Genomic DNA, 18459 nt, shown 5'->3' with positions numbered 1-18459 from the left:
GGTTTCCCGCTCATTTTTCGTTTTGGGAATCAAATTTGTTAATCAATTGTTGATAACAAATCCAAAGACGGAGGAAAACACTTTTTTCCTTTTGTATCTTTAGAAAAGCAAATGTAGGCGTATGTTTGACAGCGAAGAAGAAGAGTACAGAGATAGCGCTTTTTATGATGATCTAGAACGGTTTGAAACCATGATAAAGAAAGGTTCTTCGGAATTTTTTGATTCGGATCGTCTTGAAATGATGTTGGATCATTTCATCATGAATAACCAGTATCGAAAGGCTTTAGCATGTGTGGATCATGCCCTGTATCATTTCCCGATGAATATAACCTTTAAAGTCCGTAAGGCTCAGGTATTATCAGGAGGAGGTAAGTTGAATGAGGCACTGAACTTACTGCTGGAAGTGGAACGCTTTGTTCAGGAAGATCAGGAGTACTTATTGACAAGGGCGTCTGTTCACAGTCAGCTCAGAGATTCTAAAAGTGCTGTAAGGTACTTCGAGAAAGCTTTGGCGCAAAGTTCCGGAGAAGAGCGGGATGAAATTTATGTTGATTTATCGTTTGAATACCAGGCGTTGGATGACTATGATTCGGCTATTCGGATATTGACAGAGGCTGTTTCCGAGAATCCGGAGAATGAAAGTGCAGTCTATGAATTGGCGTATTGTTTCGATCAGAAAGGAGACATAGAAGAAGCTGTTAAATGCTACGAAGTTTATCTGGACTTTAATCCGTACTCATTTACTACCTGGTATAATCTTGGGAATGCCTATTCGAAAGCTGAGAACTACGAAAAAGCGGCATGGGCTTATGATTACAGCATTTTGATCAATGACAACTTTACTTCGGCTTATTTTAATCTGGCGAATGCCTATGTTTCTTTGAATAAGTTCCGAATGGCAATTGAGTGTTTTGAAAAATGCTTGGAATTGGACGGAGAAGATGCTGTAATTGTAAACTATATAGCAGAAGCATACGAACAATTGGAAGAGTATGATCTGGCCTTACACTATTACAGACTCAGCCGTGAATTAAGCCCCGAACTTCCTGAACCCTGGTTGGGAACAGGAATCGTTCTTGATTTGCAGGGAAAAGAAAATGAAGCTATCCATTTTATCCGAAAAGCAGTTGAGTTGGAACCAAACAATCAGGATTATCTTCATGTGTTGGGAGGGTGTGAACTGAAAGTAGGAGATTTGGAAGCCGCTGAAGTAGCTTATAGTAAGGGACTTTCTCTTGACCCGTCGAATGAAGACTTACTAATTGACTATATCAAACTCGTTGCTGTTAACGATTTGGAAACAGGTGTAGAACAGCTTGAGCAATTTATATCAGAAAATCAATTGGAAGGTGTGTCTAAGTTATTGCTAGTCAAATTGTACTGGATGGTTGGTAAACAATCAGATGCATTATTACTGTTTAAAGATCTTGTCTTTTTGCGTCCTAATGTAGCGAAAAAACTATTTTTACACTTTGAAGAGGCTGAGATGATTCCTCAGTTTATTCAATTGTATGAACTAATCGAAGAAAAATAATAAGATGAATTTTGAATTGCCTTTTATTCCGAACAGAAGTAGTAGACCCCGCAAAAAAGGGGTTACCATGATGATGGATAAAGGATTGGGATTGAAAGAGACCGAATTGTTTATTGAAGGGAATGCCCCTTATACAGATATCGTGAAGTTTGGATTTGGGACTGCGATGGTAACTCCCAATCTGGAAGAGAAGCTGAAACTCTATAGGCAGGCAGGAATCCGTCCGTATTTTGGAGGAACCTTGTTTGAGGTGTTTTATGCGCGTGGAATGCAGGAAAACTTTTTCCGGCTTTTGGATAAATATGATCTTGATCTGGCTGAGATCTCAGATGGTTCCATTATCATTCCACACGAGGAAAAATGTGAACTAATTGCAAAAATGTCTAAGGACAGAACAATTCTTTCCGAAGTGGGATCTAAAGATTCCGGGATTTTGATTAGTCCGGGAAAATGGATTAAGAGTATGAAAATGGAACTGGAAGCGGGTTCGTGGAAGGTAATTGCCGAAGGAAGAGAAGCAGGGAATGTTGGTGTTTTCCGTGCTAACGGAACAGCACATACCTTATTGATCAATCGTATTATTAAAGCAGTTAATCCAGATGATATTTTGTGGGAAGCACCTCAGAAAAATCAGCAGGTTTGGTTTATAAAGCTCTTTGGAGCTGATGTCAATTTGGGGAATATCGCTCCGAATGAAGTAATTCCTTTGGAATGTTTACGTCTTGGTCTTAGAGGAGATACATTCTTTGAGAGTTTACCAAAAGATGTAGAAGAGCGCCTTCGTCAACGAAATGATGAAGATGCTGTTGAAGAAGAGGAGGAAGAACAGGAATAATTTCGTATTTTTAAAGAGGAATAGAAAACTATTCTGAAATACGGTAATTATTGCGTTATGAAAAAAGTCTCAGCAGGTGGTATTGTAATATTTCTGTTTTTGTTTGCAGCTTGTCAGACAGAAACGGATACAATAGCTTCTTCCGATAAGTCTACTACCACAGATATTCCGGATACGGATCGTTTGGATAGCTTAATAGGAGAGGTTCAAAGTGTTTTGATCGGTAGCCTTACTTCCGCCATTGAGGACGAGGGATTTGAAGCTGCCGCATTATTTTGTAGTAGTAAAGCCCAGCATCTGACAGATTCTATGTCTGAAGTGATTGGTGCACGAATCAGTCGTGTGTCGGCTCAGAATAGAAACGAAAAGAACGCTCCTGACGCATACGAAAAAGAAGTTTTGCTTGCTTTTCAAAAAGGGAAGGAGAGTGGTAATATGCCGCTTTCCCAGATTAATCAAACACAACACAAGTATTATAGACCTATTTTGCTAGGAATGCCCGTTTGTTTGAAATGTCACGGGAGTGAAGAAGATAGAGATCCTGCAGCGTATGCAGTTATAAAAGAATATTACCCACATGACAAAGCTACAGGGTATTCACTTGGTGATTTCCGTGGAATGTGGGTATTAGACTACGAAAGATTACTGGACTAAGAAAAATGGAAGATAGCTTTAAGCATAAAGGGATGAGAAAAAAACTCATCGAAGAATTACGTCATTTTGGTATCACTGAAGAACGTGTTTTGGACGCGATGATGAAAATTCCCCGTCATTTTTTCTTGGATCTTGCTTTTGTAGAACAGGCGTATTCTAATGTAGCTTTTCAGATCGGAGCAGGACAGACCATCAGTCATCCACGAACGGTTGCCTACCAGACTCAATTACTGAATCCCCAAAGAGGACAAAAAATTCTTGAAATTGGTACAGGATCAGGCTATCAAACGAGTGTATTATGTGAAATGGGTGCGCGTGTATACAGCATCGAACGTCAGAAAGAGCTCTTTATAAAATCCAGAAAAATTATTGGTCAGTTGGGGTATACTCCGAAACTGTTTTTTGGAGATGGTTACAAAGGAATGCCTTCGTATGCTCCGTATGATGGGATAATCGTTACTTGTGGAGCCCCGTTTATTCCCGATGCTTTGGTTGAACAGCTGAAACCGGGGGGGAAGATGATTATTCCGGTAGGAGATGGAGCCAAGCAGATTATGCATCAGGTAACAAAAAATCCGGACGGAACGTTACTTGTAGATCAGTTTGGAGAATTCTCTTTTGTTCCTATGTTAGAAAAAGTAGCAAAGTGATGAAATGGATCACACTTATAGAGTATTACGATCCGATAAAAGCACATTTTGCACGCATACATCTGGAGGCTAACGAAATTCCCTGTCAGTTGAAGGATGAACAAATTGTTTCAGTAAATCCGCTTTATGCCAATGCTGTAGGAGGTGTTAAATTACAGGTTCCGGATTCTGATGTTGAAAAAGCACTGGAAGTTATTCGGGAAATGAATGAGCTTCCATATATCGATAAGGAAGGGAAAGCGATTCAATGCCCGAAATGTGGGGGAACTGATGTTACCAATGATTTTAATGACATTTCCGGGTTCAGGAGCTTTATGGCAATGCTGATCTCGTTTGCTTTTTCTGTCTGGCCTTTGTACAAAAAGGAAGTATACTACTGCAAAAGCTGCAAAAGAACTTTCGGAGGGTAAAATTAGTTTCCGCCTTGCAATTGCATCAGGTTGGCATAAATACCATTTTCCATTTTCATCAGTACTTCGTGTTTTCCGGATTCGATTACTTTCCCGTTGTCGATTACAATAATTTTGTCTGCTTTTCGAATCGTCGACAGACGGTGCGCAATGACGATACTGGTTCGGCCAACCATTAGTTTATCCAGAGCTTCCTGAACTAGTTTTTCCGATTCGGAATCCAGTGCACTGGTGGCTTCATCCAAAATTAGAATAGCCGGATCTTTTAGAACTGCTCTGGCAATGGCAATACGTTGCTTCTGCCCCCCGGATAACTGGATCCCACGATCACCGACTTCTGTATTGAATTGATCAGGAAAACTCTCTATAAATTCAAGTGCATTGGCCTGACGGGCTGCTTCCCGAATTTCTTCGTGCGTAGCATCGGGTTTACCGTATGCTATATTCTCCTGAATTGTTCCGGAAAATAAAATTACTTCCTGAGGAACAATAGCCATTTGGCTTCTCAGGTTTTTTACCTCAATGGTATCAATGGAATGATTATCAAACAAGATTGCTCCTTCCCGGATGGTGTAATAATTCAATAACAGGGAGGATATAGTTGATTTTCCGGCACCACTTGAGCCTACCAGAGCAATGGTTTCTCCCGGTTGTGCGTCAAAAGAAAGTCCTTTTAGAACTTCCAGGTCAGGACGCTGGGGGTAAGCAAAACGCACATCTTTAAGCTCGATTTTTCCGTGCAATTGAATCTCTTGTTTTCCTTTTAGTAATTCCTGTTCTGAAGCTTCTTCAATGATGTTCATTAAATGTTCGGTTGACCCTACTGCTTTTTGAATAGAGGCGAACAAATCGGGAAGTGAACCGACAGAAGCTCCTAACATTACGGTGAACATAATAAAGGAGAAAAAGTCAGCCATACTCATAGCCTGTTCAACCTGAACCATGTGAACCCCTTTCCAGATAATGAAAATAATAGCCCCGAAAAGACATAGAAAAATGAAAGAGACAAAAATTCCCCGCCAGTTTCCACTTTTTATATTCAACTGACGAATCTCTTCTATTGCTTTTTTGAATTTAAGCAACTCAAGCGCTTCATTGGTAAATGACTTTACATTAGAAATTCCCATCAGACTTTCTTCGATAATACCATTGGAAGCAGCAGCAGAATCTTGTGCTTTTTTGGATAATCCGCGAATGAAACGCCCGAAGAAAACAGCAACAATAGCCATTACCGGAACTGTAGCAAGCATAATTAATGCTAATTTCCAGGATAAAAAGAACAGCCAGATAACGACTCCCAGAACAATGACAACCTGGCGGAAAAATTCAGCAATGGTTGTGCGCATTGTTTCCTGAATCAGGTTCAGATCTCCGGAAATTCTGCTGGTAAGTTCGCCCACCTTGTTTTTATTGAAAAAATCCATAGGCATATGGATGAGCCTGTTAAAGGCTACATATCTAAGATCCCTAAGTGTGTTTTCAGTTACCCGGGTGAAAAGAATAATTCGGAAATAAGAAAAAACAGACTGTAACAGAAACAGGATAAATAGTGCAAATGCAATTGAGTTAATACTATCCAACTGTAGGAGAGAAGAACTCTGTTCAGGAGAGCTAAGGTCTGCCATATTAGCAGGAGATCCCAAAAGTTGCCCCATTAAATAAGGGAATAATAGTCCAACCGAACTGGAGAAAACAAGAAATACCCAGCCAACAATGAAAGTTCCTTTGTAAGGTCCGATGTAGGAGAAAATGCGTCTGGCTTTTGCGTATGAATCCTTCGATAGTTTTATTTTTTCCTTTTTATCCTTATTCGGTCTGAGCATGCTGAAATTCTTTTCCACAAAAGTAGTTGACAAAGCCTTATTGACGACTTTTTTCTACTTTTTTTAATAATTTTATTGCTTTATTCAAATTTATACTATCTTTGCAGTCCGAATTTGAAATACGAATTGATAATAATAAAAGGTCATGAAAAGGACGTTTCAACCATCAGTAAGAAAAAGAAAGAATAAGCACGGTTTCCGTAGTAGAATGGCAACAAAAAATGGTCGTAAAGTGCTTGCTGCGCGTCGTCGCAAAGGTAGAAAGAGAATTTCTGTTTCTGACGAAGGTAATCATAAGAGATAAATAAACTCATTATAAATACGAAAAGGGGTTTCCTGTTAGGGAACTCCTTTTTGTGTTGTGTGTTATTTTTTAATTTATTTTTGCTTTGATGTGTGCCGGAAGAGTCTTTACGTTATAAAGACTAATAGGTAGAAGAAAAGGTACGCCTTATCGTACCATTCTTACATAAACGACTTTTTTGGTTTCGAAAAATGCTTCATCAAAGAACTTGGTCAAATCAACAATTTCCATATCCTGTCGGATTCCTTGTAACTCTTCTGTCAGGTCTCCTCCTTTCAAATAAAAGATACCGTTAGGATAGGAGTTACTTTGCTCTTTCAGGAACTTATTATTGGTCCAGGGTAAAAAACGGGGCATGGCTGTAACGGCTCTGCTCACGACGAAGTCAAATTTTTCTTTGATGTTTTCAGCGCGCTCATGAGCTGCACGTACGTTTTTAAGTCCTAACTCGGCAGCTACTTCTTTTACTACCTTTATCTTTTTACCTATAGAGTCTACCAAAAAGAAGTGGCATTCAGGGAATAAAATGGCAAGGGGGATTCCGGGGAAGCCTCCACCGGTTCCGATGTCCAGTATTTTCGTTCCGGGTCTGAAGTTGATGACTTTGGCAATCGCCAGCGAATGTAAAACATGACGCTCATAGAAATCATCCATATCCTTACGGCTGATTACATTAATTTGGTTGTTCCAGTGTTCGTAGACCGCTTTTAATTTGGCTAGTTTTTCGCGTTGCTCACTACTGAGGTCGGGAAAATATTTATCAATCAACTCCATGCGGCAAATGTAAGCATAAGCAGGAAATGAATCAGTAAAATGATCTGCATATCTGACCGGGAAAGATTGAAATTACCAGTTTTTCAATAGTTTTCAAATGCGCCCAGCCCAAATAAAGCGTAGTCATAGCGTGAAGGATCTTTAGGGTCAAATGAATCCAGAGTAGCATGAATTTCATCCAGAGCTTTCCAATCGTTCTGTTTTCTATTGAGAATTCCCAGTTTTCGGGCAACATTTCCGGTATGTACATCCAAAGGAATTCTTAGTGAGCTTTGTGGGATAGTATTCCATATTCCAAAATCAATTCCCCGGTCATCTTTTCGTACCATCCACCTCAAAAACATGTTAAGCCGTTTGGCTGCACTTCCTGACATCGGATTACTGATATGTTTTTCTGTTCGCTGTAAATGAGGATAGGAGAGTAAGGTGTTTCTGAAATAAAAAATATGTTCTTTTACGGATGGTATATTCCCTGTTGAAAGAAACATCGTTTCCAAAGACGGTTCTTTCGAATAGTGTTGTTTTAGTGCGGAAAAGAAAAAAAGTAAATCTTCCCGGTTAAAAGTCCGGTGTACAAATTCAATCTTCTGCCAATCTTCTTCCGTTGTGTTTAATAAAAAATCATGTGGCGAGTTTTCCATGATTTGAACCAGTTTCTCCCCGTTATTTATTATACTTTTCCGATTTCCCCAGGCAATCGTAGCTATTAACAATCCGATGATTTCTATATCCTGCTTTTTCGAAAACCGATGGACAATCTGAATAGGGTCTGTTTGAATAAAGTCGGGGCGATTATACAGATCCGCTTTTTCGTCCAGTAATACTTTTAATTCTTTTTTATTCATTTCGCAGAAATCAATTGTCCGTCTGTCATGGTTAATGAGCGGTCAGCAAGAGCTGCTAATTCGGGATTATGCGTAACAATGATAAATGTCTGATTGAAATCTGAACGAAGTTTTCCGAACAGGTTGTGTAATTCAGTGGCATTTCCACTGTCCAGATTTCCGGATGGTTCATCTGCAAAAATGATGGAAGGATTATTAATCAAAGCTCTGGCAACTGCCACACGTTGTTGTTCCCCCCCCGAAAGTTGTGAAGGCTTGTGTTGGGCGCGCTCTGATAGTCCGAGGTAATCCAACAGATCCATTGCTTTCTTATCAGCTTCTTTTTTGGATTGACTGCCATTGATGTAAGCCGGGATTGCTACATTTTCCAAAGCTGTAAATTCAGGAAGTAATTGGTGAAATTGAAAGATGAATCCCAGTTTTTCATTTCTGAATTTAGCCAGTTCATTAGACGACAGTGCAAAAGGGGAGATGCCGTCGATTGATAAAGAACCCTGATCCGGTTTTTCCAATGTTCCCAGAATCTGAAGGAGAGTTGTCTTTCCAGCACCGGATCTACCTACGATGGAAATAATTTCTCCCTGTTCAACTGTCAGGTTCAAGTCCCTGAGAACAGAAAGTGAACCAAAACTTTTTTGTATATCAGAAGCTATAAGCATAACAGCGAAATTACTACTTTTGTGGTAATCATGGATGGCAGGTAAAAAATTAAATACTCAAATTTGTTTTTATCAGTAAATTAGCTATCTTTGCGCCCTTAAATTTTAATTAGTTGTATTATGAATAGTTACGAAACTGTTTTCATTTTAACTCCCGTTTTGTCTGAAGATCAGGCAAAGGAAACAGTAAAGAAGTTCGAAGACTTGATTGCCGCTAATGGTGGTAAATTAGTTTCAAGTGAGGATTGGGGACTGAAAAAATTAGCATACCCTATCCAGAAGAAAACTACAGGATTCTACTTCTTGCTTGAGTTTCAGGTGGAAGGTGCTGCGATCGGTAAGATCGAGACAGAATTTAAACGTGATGAGCGTGTAATGCGTTTCCTTACGGTTAAAATGGAAAAAGACCACTTGGCGTGGGCTGAGAAGAGAAGAGTGAAAATGGGTAAAACCTTAGAAGCTTAATTTATTCACCTTAAAAAAACATTGAATCATGGCAGATGATATCAGATATTTGACACCGATTAACATCGACATCAAAAAAGAAAAGTACTGTCGCTTTAAGAAAAGCGGAATTAAGTTTGTAGACTACAAGGATTCTAACTTCTTGTTGAAGTTTGTTAACGAGCAGGGAAAAATTCTTCCTCGTCGTGTAACAGGAACTTCGGCTAAGTACCAGAAGAAAGTGAACAAAGCTATCAAAAGAGCTCGTCATCTGGCGATTCTTCCTTACGTAGGGGATATGCTTAAGTAATTTTTGTTGAATCCGAAAAATTTGAAAAGATGGAATTGATACTTAAGAAAAACGTAGATAAACTTGGATACAAGGATGATGTCGTAACGGTAAAGCCAGGTTATGGACGTAACTTCCTTATTCCACAGGGATATGCAATTTTGGCTACTCCTTCAACGATGCGTGCACACGAAGAAATGCTAAAGCAACGTTCCCACAAGGAAACAAAAGTTAAAGAGGAAGCTCAGGCGCTTGCTGCTAAATTGGACGGGTTAACTGTTACAATCGGAGCAAAAGTTGGTGAGAATGGAAAAATCTTTGGTTCTGTTAACACAATCCAATTGGCTGATGCTTTGAAGAAGATGGATATCGATATCGATAGAAAATCGTTGAAGATCAAAGATGAACCTATCAAGGATGCTGGTACTTACGAAGCAGAGGCAAACCTTCACAAAGAAGTGAAGCAGGTTTTCCACTTCGAAGTAGTTGGAGAATAAGTAATAGAGTTATTACAAGATATAAAAAATCCCGGAAGTTTTCTTCCGGGATTTTTTTGTGCTCTATTCTTTTATTCTTTTCTGAAACTTACTTTATGCATATCCGGAAGAAAGTAGGCTATACTACCGATTAGCGGAAGATAGGAACAGATGTGATAGATATATGTTACCGAAGTACTATCAGCCAACCAACCGAGTACAGCAGAACCCAATCCACCCATTCCGAAAGCGAAACCGTAAAACAAGCCGGATACCATACCTATCTTTTTAGGGAGTAATTCCTGTGCATATACCAGTATAGCGGGAAAAGCCGAGGATATGATCAGTCCGATAATCACAACCAGAATAGCCGTCCATTCAAGGTTTGCATAGGGGAGAAGTAGGGTGAAGGGAGCTGCTCCCAGAACTGAAATCCAGATAACGAGCCTACGACCAAATTTGTCTCCAAAAATTCCGCCCAATAAGGTTCCAACAGCAACAGCAATCAGAAAATAAAATAAATACACCTGAGCCTGTACTTCTGTTAAACCGAACCGATCCATAGTATAGAACTGGAAGTAACTGGTAATACTGGCTACATAGAAATACTTTGAGAAAATAAGTACAAGTAAAACGATAATTGATCCGGTAACCCGAAGTCGGGATAGCTCCGGTATTAAAATGTCCTTTTTGGGGCGACGACGGGCAACTTTCAGACTTCGGTTATACCAGTTTCCTATAAAACCAAGAGTGATTTGCGCTAAAATGGCAAAAATGACAAACCAGAGAAGATAGATTTGGCCTTTTGGAATAACAATCCATGCGACCAATAGCGGAGCCAGTGCTGTACCCGCGTTTCCTCCAATCTGAAATACGGATTGCGCAAAACTTCTCCGTCCTCCGGAAGCAAGAAAAGCTACACGGGAAGATTCCGGGTGAAAAATAGAAGATCCTATTCCAACCAGAACAACAGAAATTAATATCCAGTAATAACTGGGGGCATAGGCAAGAAGTATAATTCCTGACATAGTAAACAGCATTCCGATAACCTGAGAGAAAGGTTTGGGATGTTTGTCCGTATAAGCACCGACAACAGGCTGAAATATTGAAGCGGCAACCTGATAACAAAGTGTAATTATCCCGATCTGAGTCATGGATAAGTCGAATTTCTGTTCCAGTCTGGGGTAAATTGCAGGAATTACAGCTTGTAATAAATCATTTAGTAAGTGTGCAAAACTAATTGCAATAAGTAGCGCGTAAACCGGTTTTTGTTTTGTTGGATTTGCTTGTGAAACCGACATGTCTTTTTTCTGCAAAAATACCGGAAATCTCTATGCCAAAGACCAGATTGCGTTGTTTCATTACGAACTGTTTGAGGTATTCTCTTGCAGTAGGATGAATACCAACAGATTAGTGTAAACAATCATTTTAGGCTATCTACACGAACCTGTTGGTCGTTTTCGCTTATATTAATCCGTTTATGTCTATATTTTCGTTGACATCTTCATCGTAATCAACTCCTTCAAATCCAAAACCGAACAGGTTTAAAAAATCAGATTTATAGCCGTTCAGGTCTCCTATTTCAGGAAGCGTTGATGTGTCAGCTAATTTCCACAGCTTAGTAATTTCATTTTGCACATCTTCTCTCATTTCCCAATCATCTATTCTGATTCTTCCTTTAGTATCCAGAGGAAGCTCATCTTTTATATACAAACGTTCCCTGAACAAACGATTTATCTGTTCAATACAACCTTCGTGAAGATCTTTTTCCTTCATGGTTTTGTATAACAGGGAAATGTATAAAGGAATTACTGGTATGGCAGAGCTTGCCTGTGTTACCAATGCTTTGTTAACTGATATAAATGCACTGCCCTCTAAAGGCTTTAGTAAATCCTGTATTTCGAATGCAGTAGCTTCCAGATGGTCTTTCGCTTTTCCGATAGTTCCTTCGCGATAGATGGCTTTTGTAACTTGTGGGCCGATGTAGGAGTAGGCCAGTGTCATCGCCTGATCCGACAGAACATTAGCATCAATAAGGGTTTGAATCCAGAGTTTCCAGTCGTCACCTCCCATTACTTCTACTGTATTGGCAATATCTTCTTCAGAACAAGGTTCAATAGTAACATCCGAAACTATTCCGGTATGGAAATCTACTGTTTTATTAGAAAAAGTCTGACCGATAGGCTTGAGTACAGATCGGTGCGTAATTCCTGTTTTAGGGTTTGTTTTTACCGGAGAGGCTAAACTGTAAATCACCAAATCTATTTTTCCCAGATCTTGCTTTATCAGGTCAATCGTCTTCTTTTTGATTGCATCGGAAAAAGCATCACCATTAATACTTTTGGCATAAATTCCCGCACTGGCAGCCTCTTTTTGAAAGGCCGCACTGTTGTACCATCCCGGAGAGGCAGTTTTTCCCGAAGAAGGCGGTTTTTCAAAGAAAACACCAATTGTAGCTGCGTTGGCTCCAAAAGCACTCGTGATTCGGGAGGAAAGCCCAAAACCTGTTGATGCTCCGATAACCAGAACCTTTTTTGGACCGTCAATGATTCCTTGCTTACGGGTATATTCAATTTGGTTCAGAACATTTTTTTCGCAACCAACAGGGTGTGAGGTTAAACAAATAAAACCTCTCATTCTCGGTTCTATAATCATTTCGTTAAATTTTATTTATTAATCAGGTGTTTGTATAAAATAGGTGCCACTTATCTAAGCTAAAGGTACATTTTTATTTTTCATTACTACAGAAGCCCTTTCGAACTCACCTTTTTTATATGCTGCAATTTTAACAGTTTATTAATGTTTTGTCTTGACAGTGTGGCGATTAAACGAATTTACTATCTTCACTGAATAAGAAATAGAGGTTGCAAAAATATAAGAATGGTTCGATTTTTAATTCTGATTGTCGTTTGTTTTTTTAGTATTGAACTGGCTTCAGGTCAATTAACTCCTACATATACGGTTTCTATTCCCATGAGGGATGGACAATTTTTAGCTGCTGACGTGCATATTCCTGATCATTGCTCAACCTGCCCGGTTGTATTGATTCAAACACCGTATGACAAAAGCAATTTTGAGAATGGGTTACCGCTCGGGTATTTACAAAATGTAAACGCAAGCCCTTATATATGGGTAATTGTTGACTGGCGTGGGTTTTATGCTTCCTCATCAGCTGCAGTCACTCAACCTAATAGGGGGGAAGACGGGTATGATGTAATAGAATGGATTACGCAGCAAAGTTGGTCAGACGGAAAAGTTGGAACCTGGGGACCTTCGGCTTTAGGGGGCATTCAGTATCAGACGGCACGGGAACAGCACCCTGCACATATTTGTGCAGTCCCTCTTGTGGCGGATCCGCAGACATCTTATCAGGGCTATTTTTATGGAGGAGCTTTAGAGGAATCACGTCTTGCAACTATGGATATATTGGGCTATGGTCTGTCACCAATGGTTCTGTCAAATCCTTACTATAGCGTTGCCTGGCAATATGTAGAAAATAATGGTTGGTATCCTCAGGAAATTTCTATTCCGACGCTACAGATAGGAGGTTGGTATGACCATAATATTGATCAAATGATGAGTTGGTACGAAGCAACGCGCAATGAAGCAGCTGTATCCGTAAGAGATAAACAATGGTTATTGGTCGGTCCATGGGTTCATGGAGGAACAGGAGCCGCATATGTAGGATCTTCTGTACAGGGCGAACTAACGTATCCGGATGCAGCCTTTCGGAGTGATATTATGGCACGTCAGTTTTTTGAGTACCATTTGCTGAATGATGCGAATGGTTGGGAAAACACTCCTTTGATTACATATTATGAAACAGGACTTAGTAGTTGGGGAGGAACAAATGATGTTTCTATAGAAAATGAGTCGAATGGAATCCTTTATTTGAGTGATAATAATCGATTGCAACACGAATCAGGGATCGGTGCTACGGGTTTTGTTTCAGATCCGGGAAATCCTTCACCGACCATTGGTGGACAGACCTTAACACCTTTGCTGGATCAGGGACCTCACGATCAGACATCACTTGAATCACGAAATGATGTAGTGACTTTTTCTTCTCCTGTACTACAAAATGGTTACTCCGTTTCCGGGCGGGTGGTTGTAAAGTTATATGTTGCATCAGACCGTCCGGATGCTGATTTAGTTGTTCGTTTAGTTGATAAGTATCCGGATGGAAGAAATATGCTGATTAATGATGGGATAAGAAGAATTCGCTTCAGAAATGGGTATAGTGAATCGGATGAAGCATTTATGCAGCCCGGAGAGATTTATGAAGTAGAAGTGGAATTACCTTTTGTGAATTATACATGGAATAACGGACACCAAATAAAAATACTGATTAGTGGGAATAGCTCGCCACGCTGGGATGTGAATTTACAGGATGGGGGAGAGATGTATACTGAAAATCCGGGAGTTTCCGGAACGTTGATTATTCATCATGATGAAAATTCACCATCCAGGGTCATGTTACCGGGGGAGGCTTCTCCATTACTTCTTCCTGAAAATAATACAGAAAATTTGATGCGTGTTTACCCCAATCCGGTAGAGGATAAACTCTATTGGTTATCCAATGAACAGAAAGTTGAAGAGATTGTGATTTTTGATATACACGGGAGGCTACTTCGGAGAATAGCTCATGAGCAGTTAAATACCATTAGTTTTACAGAATTTCCCTCTGGAGTTTATTGGGTGAAATTTAGAACTGCAGAAGGAATTTCTACACATAAGGTTACCAAAGAATAATAGAAAACAGCTTCTGTTAGGTTTATAGGGGGGAGCGAAATATTATTTGTATTTTCGGAGCAAAAAACAGGATGTCCCAATTCGTCATACTATCTGTAATTGTAATCTATTTTGCTGCATTGGTTCTCCTTGCTAGATTGACAAGTGGTAAAGGAGATAACGAAACTTTTTTTACCGGAAACAGAAATTCAAAATGGTATGTCGTTGCTTTTGGAATGATAGGAGCTTCACTATCGGGAGTGACATTTATTTCCGTTCCGGGATGGGTTGAATCATCAGGATTTTCCTATATGCAGATGATCCTGGGGTATATGATTGGTTATATCGTCGTAGCTTTTATTTTACTTCCGCTGTATTATAGAAAAAATCTGTCATCCATTTATTCATACTTAGGAGAGCGATTTGGTAAACGAACTCACATAACCGGAGCATCCTTTTTTTTAACTTCCAGAGTATTAGGCGCCTCTCTGCGATTATTTTTAGTAGCAGACGTATTACACTATTTCGTTTTCAGTGATTGGGGAGTACCTTTCTGGTTGACAGTAGCAGTGACACTTTTCTTGATCTGGGTGTATACCAACCGGGGAGGAATTAAAACAATTATCTGGACGGATACTTTACAAACATTCTTTATGCTTCTGGCTTTATTTCTGGGAATCTATTTTATTTCAGGTGTGATAGACGTAAAAGAGGCGGGAATATGGGAGCAGGCAAGCCCGGTAAACTGGTTTGTTACTAATGATCCGAACGCAGCAAATTATTGGTGGAAACACATTTTAGGTGGAATGTTTGTAACAATAGCCATGACAGGAATGGACCAGGATATGATGCAGAAAAACCTGACTTGCCGAAACACAAAAGATGCTCAGAAAAACATGATCACATTAGGGGTGGTATTAATTGTTGTAAATCTGATATTTCTGATCCTGGGGGCTTATTTATACGCGTATGTGGATGCTAATCCTGCTCTAATGGCTGAATTTTCTTCCATTGATAAATCATTACAGGGTGACCGGTTGTTTCCAATGGTAGCACTAAAGGGAAATTTGGGAAGCACATTTGGTATTCTGTTTATTCTCGGATTGATAGCTGCAGCTTATTCGAGTGCGGATTCTGCGTTAACCTCTCTAACAACTTCGGCAAGTGTCGACCTTTTCAGGGTAGACAAGCTGGAAGATAAAAAGAAAGCATTGAAGATCCGAAAAATTATTCATGTTGTAATGACAGTAATTTTATTCGTGACGATTTTACTGGCAGCGCGTTTTAAGGAGCAAAATGTGATTGCTTCTGTTTTTTCAGCAGCCAATTATACGTATGGTCCGTTGTTGGGGTTATTTTTCTTTGGAATTTTCACGAAAAGAAAACTGAACGACAAATGGGCCTGGCTGGTTTGCCTTAGTATTCCTATTGCTATATTCATCTTCAAAGAAAACTATGAAAAAGTTGTTTTTGAAGAATACCGTTTCGGTTTTGAGTTGTTGGGAATTAATGGTTTGCTTTGCTTTATCGGTTTGTTTTTTCTTTCAAAACCGGGTGTGAAAACGGTTGGATAGTGGTATTTTTATTTACAATGTAAATCAATTAACTGATTGACTTCATCTCCATACATTATAGTAAAATCATTCGCATTTGCTCGATAAAGATCTTCACAGGCCTCATTAATTTTTCCCAGTTGTAAATAAACTAAAGCTCGGTTTCGATATGCATAAGAGTTTATAGGGTCGATTTGTAGGGATTGATCAATATCCTGAAGAGCACCTGTATTGTCTCCAAGTTTATGTTTTGCATACCCCCTGTTATTTAAGGTAAAGGAGTTATTTCCAAATTTTGTTAAAACTATGTCAAAGTAATTCAATGCCTGAGAGTATTCTTCAAGTTCCAAATAAATAAATCCTAAGTTAGAAATTGATGGATAGAAGTCTGGGTCTAGCTGAATAGCTCTTTCCAGATATTTTATAGCATCTCTTTTCTTCCCAAGATCTGAATATGCGTTAGCCAGGTTGATGAGTATTCCAGTATCAGAAGAGTCTATTTTATAGGCTTTCTCTAAAGTTACAGCAGCATTTTCATAATCTCTCACAGATAATTGAACCGCTGAGATATTTAGGAGAGCAGATTTTCTACTTTGATCATCCTGTGCCAGCTTAAGTTCAATATTGTAATCATCGTATGCTGCTTGAAACTCTCGGACCTCTAGTAGTAAACGCCCCCTGTTGTTATATAAAATACCGCTATCAGGGTACATTAAAATTGTTCTGGTGAATTGATCATATGCTTCCTGGTAATAGCCTTGTTCATAGAAGCTATGTGCTGAGTAGAATAAGAAAGTATAATTGGTCGAATCTTTCTGAAGTTCTTGTTCTGTTAACTTTTGAAGTTTTTCAAATTGTCCGGAATCGAATAGTGAATCAAGCGTCTCAATTATCGGATTGTCTTGAGCAAGAATAAGTGGAGTAGAAAATAATAAAACTACAATAATTAGAATTTGTTTCATTTGTTTATCCTGTAGGGGTCAATATTATAATCGTTCTAGCAATGCTATATTACTTCTGGTTCTAACGACTGTTGGCTTCAGTAGATATTAGATTAAACCTCCGTGTTTTCGAATGCAACTTTCCCAAATACAAGGAAAAAAATGTGCCCAGGACTGGACTCGAACCAGCATGCACGTAGTGCACTACCCCCTCAAGATAGCGTGTCTACCAATTTCACCACCTGGGCAGGGCTGCAAAAATAGAAAAATCTTTTCATATTCATTCGTAGAAATAAAAAAATCGGAAGAGAATTCTTCCGATTTTTCATGTTTTCAGTACAACAGGATATTACTCCTGATTTCTCAGTTGTTCAATTTCCTCTTTTAAGGCATCGACTTCTTGTTTTAGCTCTTTAACAGCTTCAATAAGAACCGGAACCAGAGCATCATAATTTACTGATTTATATACTGTATCGTCTCCTTGATTTTTAAAAATTGCTTTTTCATAGATCATTTCAGGGAAAACAGCTTCGACTTCCTGAGCGATAACACCATATTGAACCCTTGTTTTGGTCTCAGATTGCATTCTATTATCGTCCAACCCAATTTTTGAACTGGAAGGGGTTGTCAATACATATTTTGTTCCTCTTAGTAACATGAGTTTATCCAAAGCAGATTCTATCGGTACAATATTACTTTTCAAACGAATATCAGAAACTGTATTCCAACCACCTGTTGATAAACCGGTTCCTTCAACACCTATGTCAAATGTAAAATAGCCCGCCCATGCGCTTGGAATACTGGGGGTTACCTGACCGAAAATACCATTAATACCAATTCCATAAGTTCCGATAGCCAGACCACTAACAGATGCATTGGCACCATAAACACCAAAACCACCTCCGTTAGTAGCTTCACCGACTACCCCGTTAAATCCGTTTCCAAGAATTCCATGGCCGGCCGTTGTTCTCAGGTTATTCCCATAAACAGCTGCTGTTCCTGTAGCCGTAGAAGGTATCTGACCTGAAATCCCGTATCCCGCACCGGAGTTAGACCCCAGAATAGCTGAGTTATTGGCTGTAGAGCTATTCGTTTCAGCTTGCAATGCAGCAAATGTATTCGCTGTATTGGTAGTTTGTGCCCGTATAGCTACACCTGTTCCACTATTAGTAGCGTCAATACCAAACGATCCATTTTGCGTTGTCGTTACTGTTAACGCACGGTTTCCGGATGCGGTTGAAGTATGGTTAATTTCTACAGCACCGGAATTGGCAGTTATCACGCGTCCTGCTCCCGGACCGCCCTCGTTGTAAGCTTCGTCTAATGTGTTTGCTCCTGTACCACCTGTTCCGTCTTGTGCTACAATATTCCAGCTACTACCGTTCCAAACATAAGATATTCCATCGGTGCTGTTGTAGTAAGCATCATTTAAGCCAGGGGAGGAGGGAGCACTCGCTAATGTTCCCAGCCAATTTAAAGATATACCGTCATTTCCGGCAGTTCCCTGAGGCCCTTGTGGTCCAGCGGGACCCTGAGC

19 protein-coding genes and 1 tRNA gene are annotated in these 18459 nt (G+C 39.6%); 11 read left to right on the top strand and 9 right to left on the bottom strand.

What is annotated here, in order from left to right:
* Positions 1 to 121: 121 nt before the first annotated feature.
* Genes AC4PL9_RS04980 through AC4PL9_RS04960 form a run of 5 tightly spaced genes read left to right on the top strand, consistent with a single transcriptional unit; the run spans position 122 to position 4083 of the window.
* On the top strand, positions 122 to 1534 hold the full coding sequence (locus AC4PL9_RS04980) for a tetratricopeptide repeat protein (protein ID WP_491603672.1): 1413 nt from the start codon (positions 122 to 124) through the stop codon (positions 1532 to 1534).
* A gap of 4 nt (positions 1535 to 1538) precedes the next feature.
* Complete coding sequence (locus AC4PL9_RS04975; RefSeq protein WP_491603671.1) at positions 1539 to 2369, top strand: phosphosulfolactate synthase; 831 nt, start codon at positions 1539 to 1541, stop codon at positions 2367 to 2369.
* 57 nt (positions 2370 to 2426) lie between these two features.
* Positions 2427 to 3023: a Tll0287-like domain-containing protein gene (locus tag AC4PL9_RS04970; RefSeq protein ID WP_491603670.1), complete on the top strand. Its 597-nt coding sequence runs from the start codon at positions 2427 to 2429 to the stop codon at positions 3021 to 3023.
* 5 nt (positions 3024 to 3028) lie between these two features.
* Positions 3029 to 3673 (top strand): protein-L-isoaspartate(D-aspartate) O-methyltransferase, encoded by a 645-nt coding sequence (locus tag AC4PL9_RS04965; RefSeq protein WP_491603669.1) that lies wholly within the window; start codon positions 3029 to 3031, stop codon positions 3671 to 3673.
* On the top strand, positions 3673 to 4083 hold the full coding sequence (locus tag AC4PL9_RS04960; protein ID WP_491603668.1) for a putative signal transducing protein: 411 nt from the start codon (positions 3673 to 3675) through the stop codon (positions 4081 to 4083). The genes AC4PL9_RS04965 and AC4PL9_RS04960 overlap by 1 nt, the downstream gene beginning before the upstream one ends.
* A 2-nt stretch (positions 4084 to 4085) precedes the next feature.
* Here the strand turns inward: AC4PL9_RS04960 and AC4PL9_RS04955 are convergent, their stop codons facing one another.
* Entirely contained in the window at positions 4086 to 5906 is a 1821-nt protein-coding gene (locus tag AC4PL9_RS04955) for an ABC transporter ATP-binding protein (RefSeq protein ID WP_491603667.1), read from the bottom strand.
* A 145-nt stretch (positions 5907 to 6051) separates the two neighbouring features.
* Here AC4PL9_RS04955 and rpmH point away from each other — a divergent pair, with 145 nt between their 5' ends.
* Positions 6052 to 6210 carry a 50S ribosomal protein L34 gene (gene rpmH, locus AC4PL9_RS04950; protein ID WP_491603666.1) on the top strand — a complete coding sequence of 53 codons (159 nt, stop codon included), beginning with the start codon at positions 6052 to 6054 and terminating at the stop codon, positions 6208 to 6210.
* A gap of 147 nt (positions 6211 to 6357) precedes the next feature.
* Here the strand turns inward: rpmH and rsmG are convergent, their stop codons facing one another.
* The 3 genes from rsmG to AC4PL9_RS04935 all read right to left on the bottom strand — a co-directional run bounded on the left by rsmG (position 6358) and on the right by AC4PL9_RS04935 (position 8488).
* On the bottom strand, positions 6358 to 6984 hold the full coding sequence (gene rsmG / locus AC4PL9_RS04945; protein ID WP_491603665.1) for a 16S rRNA (guanine(527)-N(7))-methyltransferase RsmG: 627 nt from the start codon (positions 6982 to 6984) through the stop codon (positions 6358 to 6360).
* 83 nt (positions 6985 to 7067) lie between these two features.
* The gene (locus AC4PL9_RS04940; RefSeq protein ID WP_491603664.1) at positions 7068 to 7829 is read right to left on the bottom strand and encodes a TIGR02757 family protein; all 762 of its coding nucleotides are present in this window, start codon (positions 7827 to 7829) and stop codon (positions 7068 to 7070) included.
* A complete protein-coding gene (locus AC4PL9_RS04935; RefSeq protein ID WP_491603663.1) occupies positions 7826 to 8488 on the bottom strand; it encodes an ABC transporter ATP-binding protein in 663 nt (220 codons plus the stop codon). The genes AC4PL9_RS04940 and AC4PL9_RS04935 overlap by 4 nt, the downstream gene beginning before the upstream one ends.
* A 120-nt stretch (positions 8489 to 8608) precedes the next feature.
* Between AC4PL9_RS04935 and rpsF the strand changes: the two genes are divergently transcribed.
* Genes rpsF through rplI form a run of 3 tightly spaced genes read left to right on the top strand, consistent with a single transcriptional unit; the run spans position 8609 to position 9718 of the window.
* The gene (rpsF, locus tag AC4PL9_RS04930) at positions 8609 to 8953 is read left to right on the top strand and encodes a 30S ribosomal protein S6 (protein ID WP_491603662.1); all 345 of its coding nucleotides are present in this window, start codon (positions 8609 to 8611) and stop codon (positions 8951 to 8953) included.
* Between the two features lie 28 nt (positions 8954 to 8981).
* Entirely contained in the window at positions 8982 to 9242 is a 261-nt protein-coding gene (gene rpsR / locus AC4PL9_RS04925; RefSeq protein WP_343786584.1) for a 30S ribosomal protein S18, read from the top strand.
* 29 nt (positions 9243 to 9271) lie between these two features.
* Entirely contained in the window at positions 9272 to 9718 is a 447-nt protein-coding gene (gene rplI, locus AC4PL9_RS04920) for a 50S ribosomal protein L9 (protein WP_491603661.1), read from the top strand.
* A gap of 71 nt (positions 9719 to 9789) precedes the next feature.
* Here the strand turns inward: rplI and AC4PL9_RS04915 are convergent, their stop codons facing one another.
* Complete coding sequence (locus AC4PL9_RS04915) at positions 9790 to 10998, bottom strand: MFS transporter (RefSeq protein WP_491603660.1); 1209 nt, start codon at positions 10996 to 10998, stop codon at positions 9790 to 9792.
* A gap of 163 nt (positions 10999 to 11161) precedes the next feature.
* Positions 11162 to 12352: an enoyl-ACP reductase FabV gene (gene fabV, locus AC4PL9_RS04910; protein WP_491603659.1), complete on the bottom strand. Its 1191-nt coding sequence runs from the start codon at positions 12350 to 12352 to the stop codon at positions 11162 to 11164.
* A gap of 225 nt (positions 12353 to 12577) precedes the next feature.
* On the opposite strand from fabV, the gene AC4PL9_RS04905 reads away from it, so the two are divergent.
* Together AC4PL9_RS04905 and AC4PL9_RS04900 are read left to right on the top strand one after the other, a co-directional pair.
* Entirely contained in the window at positions 12578 to 14449 is a 1872-nt protein-coding gene (locus AC4PL9_RS04905; RefSeq protein WP_491603658.1) for a CocE/NonD family hydrolase, read from the top strand.
* Between the two features lie 71 nt (positions 14450 to 14520).
* On the top strand, positions 14521 to 16002 hold the full coding sequence (locus tag AC4PL9_RS04900) for a sodium:solute symporter (RefSeq protein ID WP_491603657.1): 1482 nt from the start codon (positions 14521 to 14523) through the stop codon (positions 16000 to 16002).
* 8 nt (positions 16003 to 16010) lie between these two features.
* Here AC4PL9_RS04900 and AC4PL9_RS04895 read toward each other — a convergent pair whose 3' ends face one another.
* The 3 genes from AC4PL9_RS04895 to AC4PL9_RS04885 form a co-directional block, all read right to left on the bottom strand.
* Positions 16011 to 16943 (bottom strand): tetratricopeptide repeat protein, encoded by a 933-nt coding sequence (locus AC4PL9_RS04895; RefSeq protein WP_491603656.1) that lies wholly within the window; start codon positions 16941 to 16943, stop codon positions 16011 to 16013.
* 144 nt (positions 16944 to 17087) lie between these two features.
* A tRNA-Leu gene (locus AC4PL9_RS04890) sits at positions 17088 to 17170 on the bottom strand.
* A 101-nt stretch (positions 17171 to 17271) separates the two neighbouring features.
* Positions 17272 to 18459, bottom strand: a 1188-nt coding sequence (locus AC4PL9_RS04885) for a tail fiber domain-containing protein (RefSeq protein WP_491603655.1), incomplete at its 5' end; no start/stop codon positions are given.

Source organism: Wandonia sp. (genome assembly GCF_984588085.1).
This window is presented reverse-complemented; position numbering and strand designations above follow the sequence as displayed.

What these genes read in the sequence shown, in the direction of transcription:
- AC4PL9_RS04980 (WP_491603672.1), top strand. Translation starts at nt 122, where the DNA reads ATGTTTGACAGCGAAGAAGAAGAGTACAGAGATAGCGCTTTTTATGAT.
- AC4PL9_RS04975 (WP_491603671.1), top strand. Translation starts at nt 1,539, where the DNA reads ATGAATTTTGAATTGCCTTTTATTCCGAACAGAAGTAGTAGACCCCGC.
- AC4PL9_RS04970 (WP_491603670.1), top strand. Translation starts at nt 2,427, where the DNA reads ATGAAAAAAGTCTCAGCAGGTGGTATTGTAATATTTCTGTTTTTGTTT.
- AC4PL9_RS04965 (WP_491603669.1), top strand. Translation starts at nt 3,029, where the DNA reads ATGGAAGATAGCTTTAAGCATAAAGGGATGAGAAAAAAACTCATCGAA.
- AC4PL9_RS04960 (WP_491603668.1), top strand. Translation starts at nt 3,673, where the DNA reads ATGAAATGGATCACACTTATAGAGTATTACGATCCGATAAAAGCACAT.
- AC4PL9_RS04955 (WP_491603667.1), bottom strand. Translation starts at nt 5,906, where the DNA reads ATGCTCAGACCGAATAAGGATAAAAAGGAAAAAATAAAACTATCGAAG.
- rpmH (WP_491603666.1), top strand. Translation starts at nt 6,052, where the DNA reads ATGAAAAGGACGTTTCAACCATCAGTAAGAAAAAGAAAGAATAAGCAC.
- rsmG (WP_491603665.1), bottom strand. Translation starts at nt 6,984, where the DNA reads ATGGAGTTGATTGATAAATATTTTCCCGACCTCAGTAGTGAGCAACGC.
- AC4PL9_RS04940 (WP_491603664.1), bottom strand. Translation starts at nt 7,829, where the DNA reads ATGAATAAAAAAGAATTAAAAGTATTACTGGACGAAAAAGCGGATCTG.
- AC4PL9_RS04935 (WP_491603663.1), bottom strand. Translation starts at nt 8,488, where the DNA reads ATGCTTATAGCTTCTGATATACAAAAAAGTTTTGGTTCACTTTCTGTT.
- rpsF (WP_491603662.1), top strand. Translation starts at nt 8,609, where the DNA reads ATGAATAGTTACGAAACTGTTTTCATTTTAACTCCCGTTTTGTCTGAA.
- rpsR (WP_343786584.1), top strand. Translation starts at nt 8,982, where the DNA reads ATGGCAGATGATATCAGATATTTGACACCGATTAACATCGACATCAAA.
- rplI (WP_491603661.1), top strand. Translation starts at nt 9,272, where the DNA reads ATGGAATTGATACTTAAGAAAAACGTAGATAAACTTGGATACAAGGAT.
- AC4PL9_RS04915 (WP_491603660.1), bottom strand. Translation starts at nt 10,998, where the DNA reads ATGTCGGTTTCACAAGCAAATCCAACAAAACAAAAACCGGTTTACGCG.
- fabV (WP_491603659.1), bottom strand. Translation starts at nt 12,352, where the DNA reads ATGATTATAGAACCGAGAATGAGAGGTTTTATTTGTTTAACCTCACAC.
- AC4PL9_RS04905 (WP_491603658.1), top strand. Translation starts at nt 12,578, where the DNA reads ATGGTTCGATTTTTAATTCTGATTGTCGTTTGTTTTTTTAGTATTGAA.
- AC4PL9_RS04900 (WP_491603657.1), top strand. Translation starts at nt 14,521, where the DNA reads ATGTCCCAATTCGTCATACTATCTGTAATTGTAATCTATTTTGCTGCA.
- AC4PL9_RS04895 (WP_491603656.1), bottom strand. Translation starts at nt 16,943, where the DNA reads ATGAAACAAATTCTAATTATTGTAGTTTTATTATTTTCTACTCCACTT.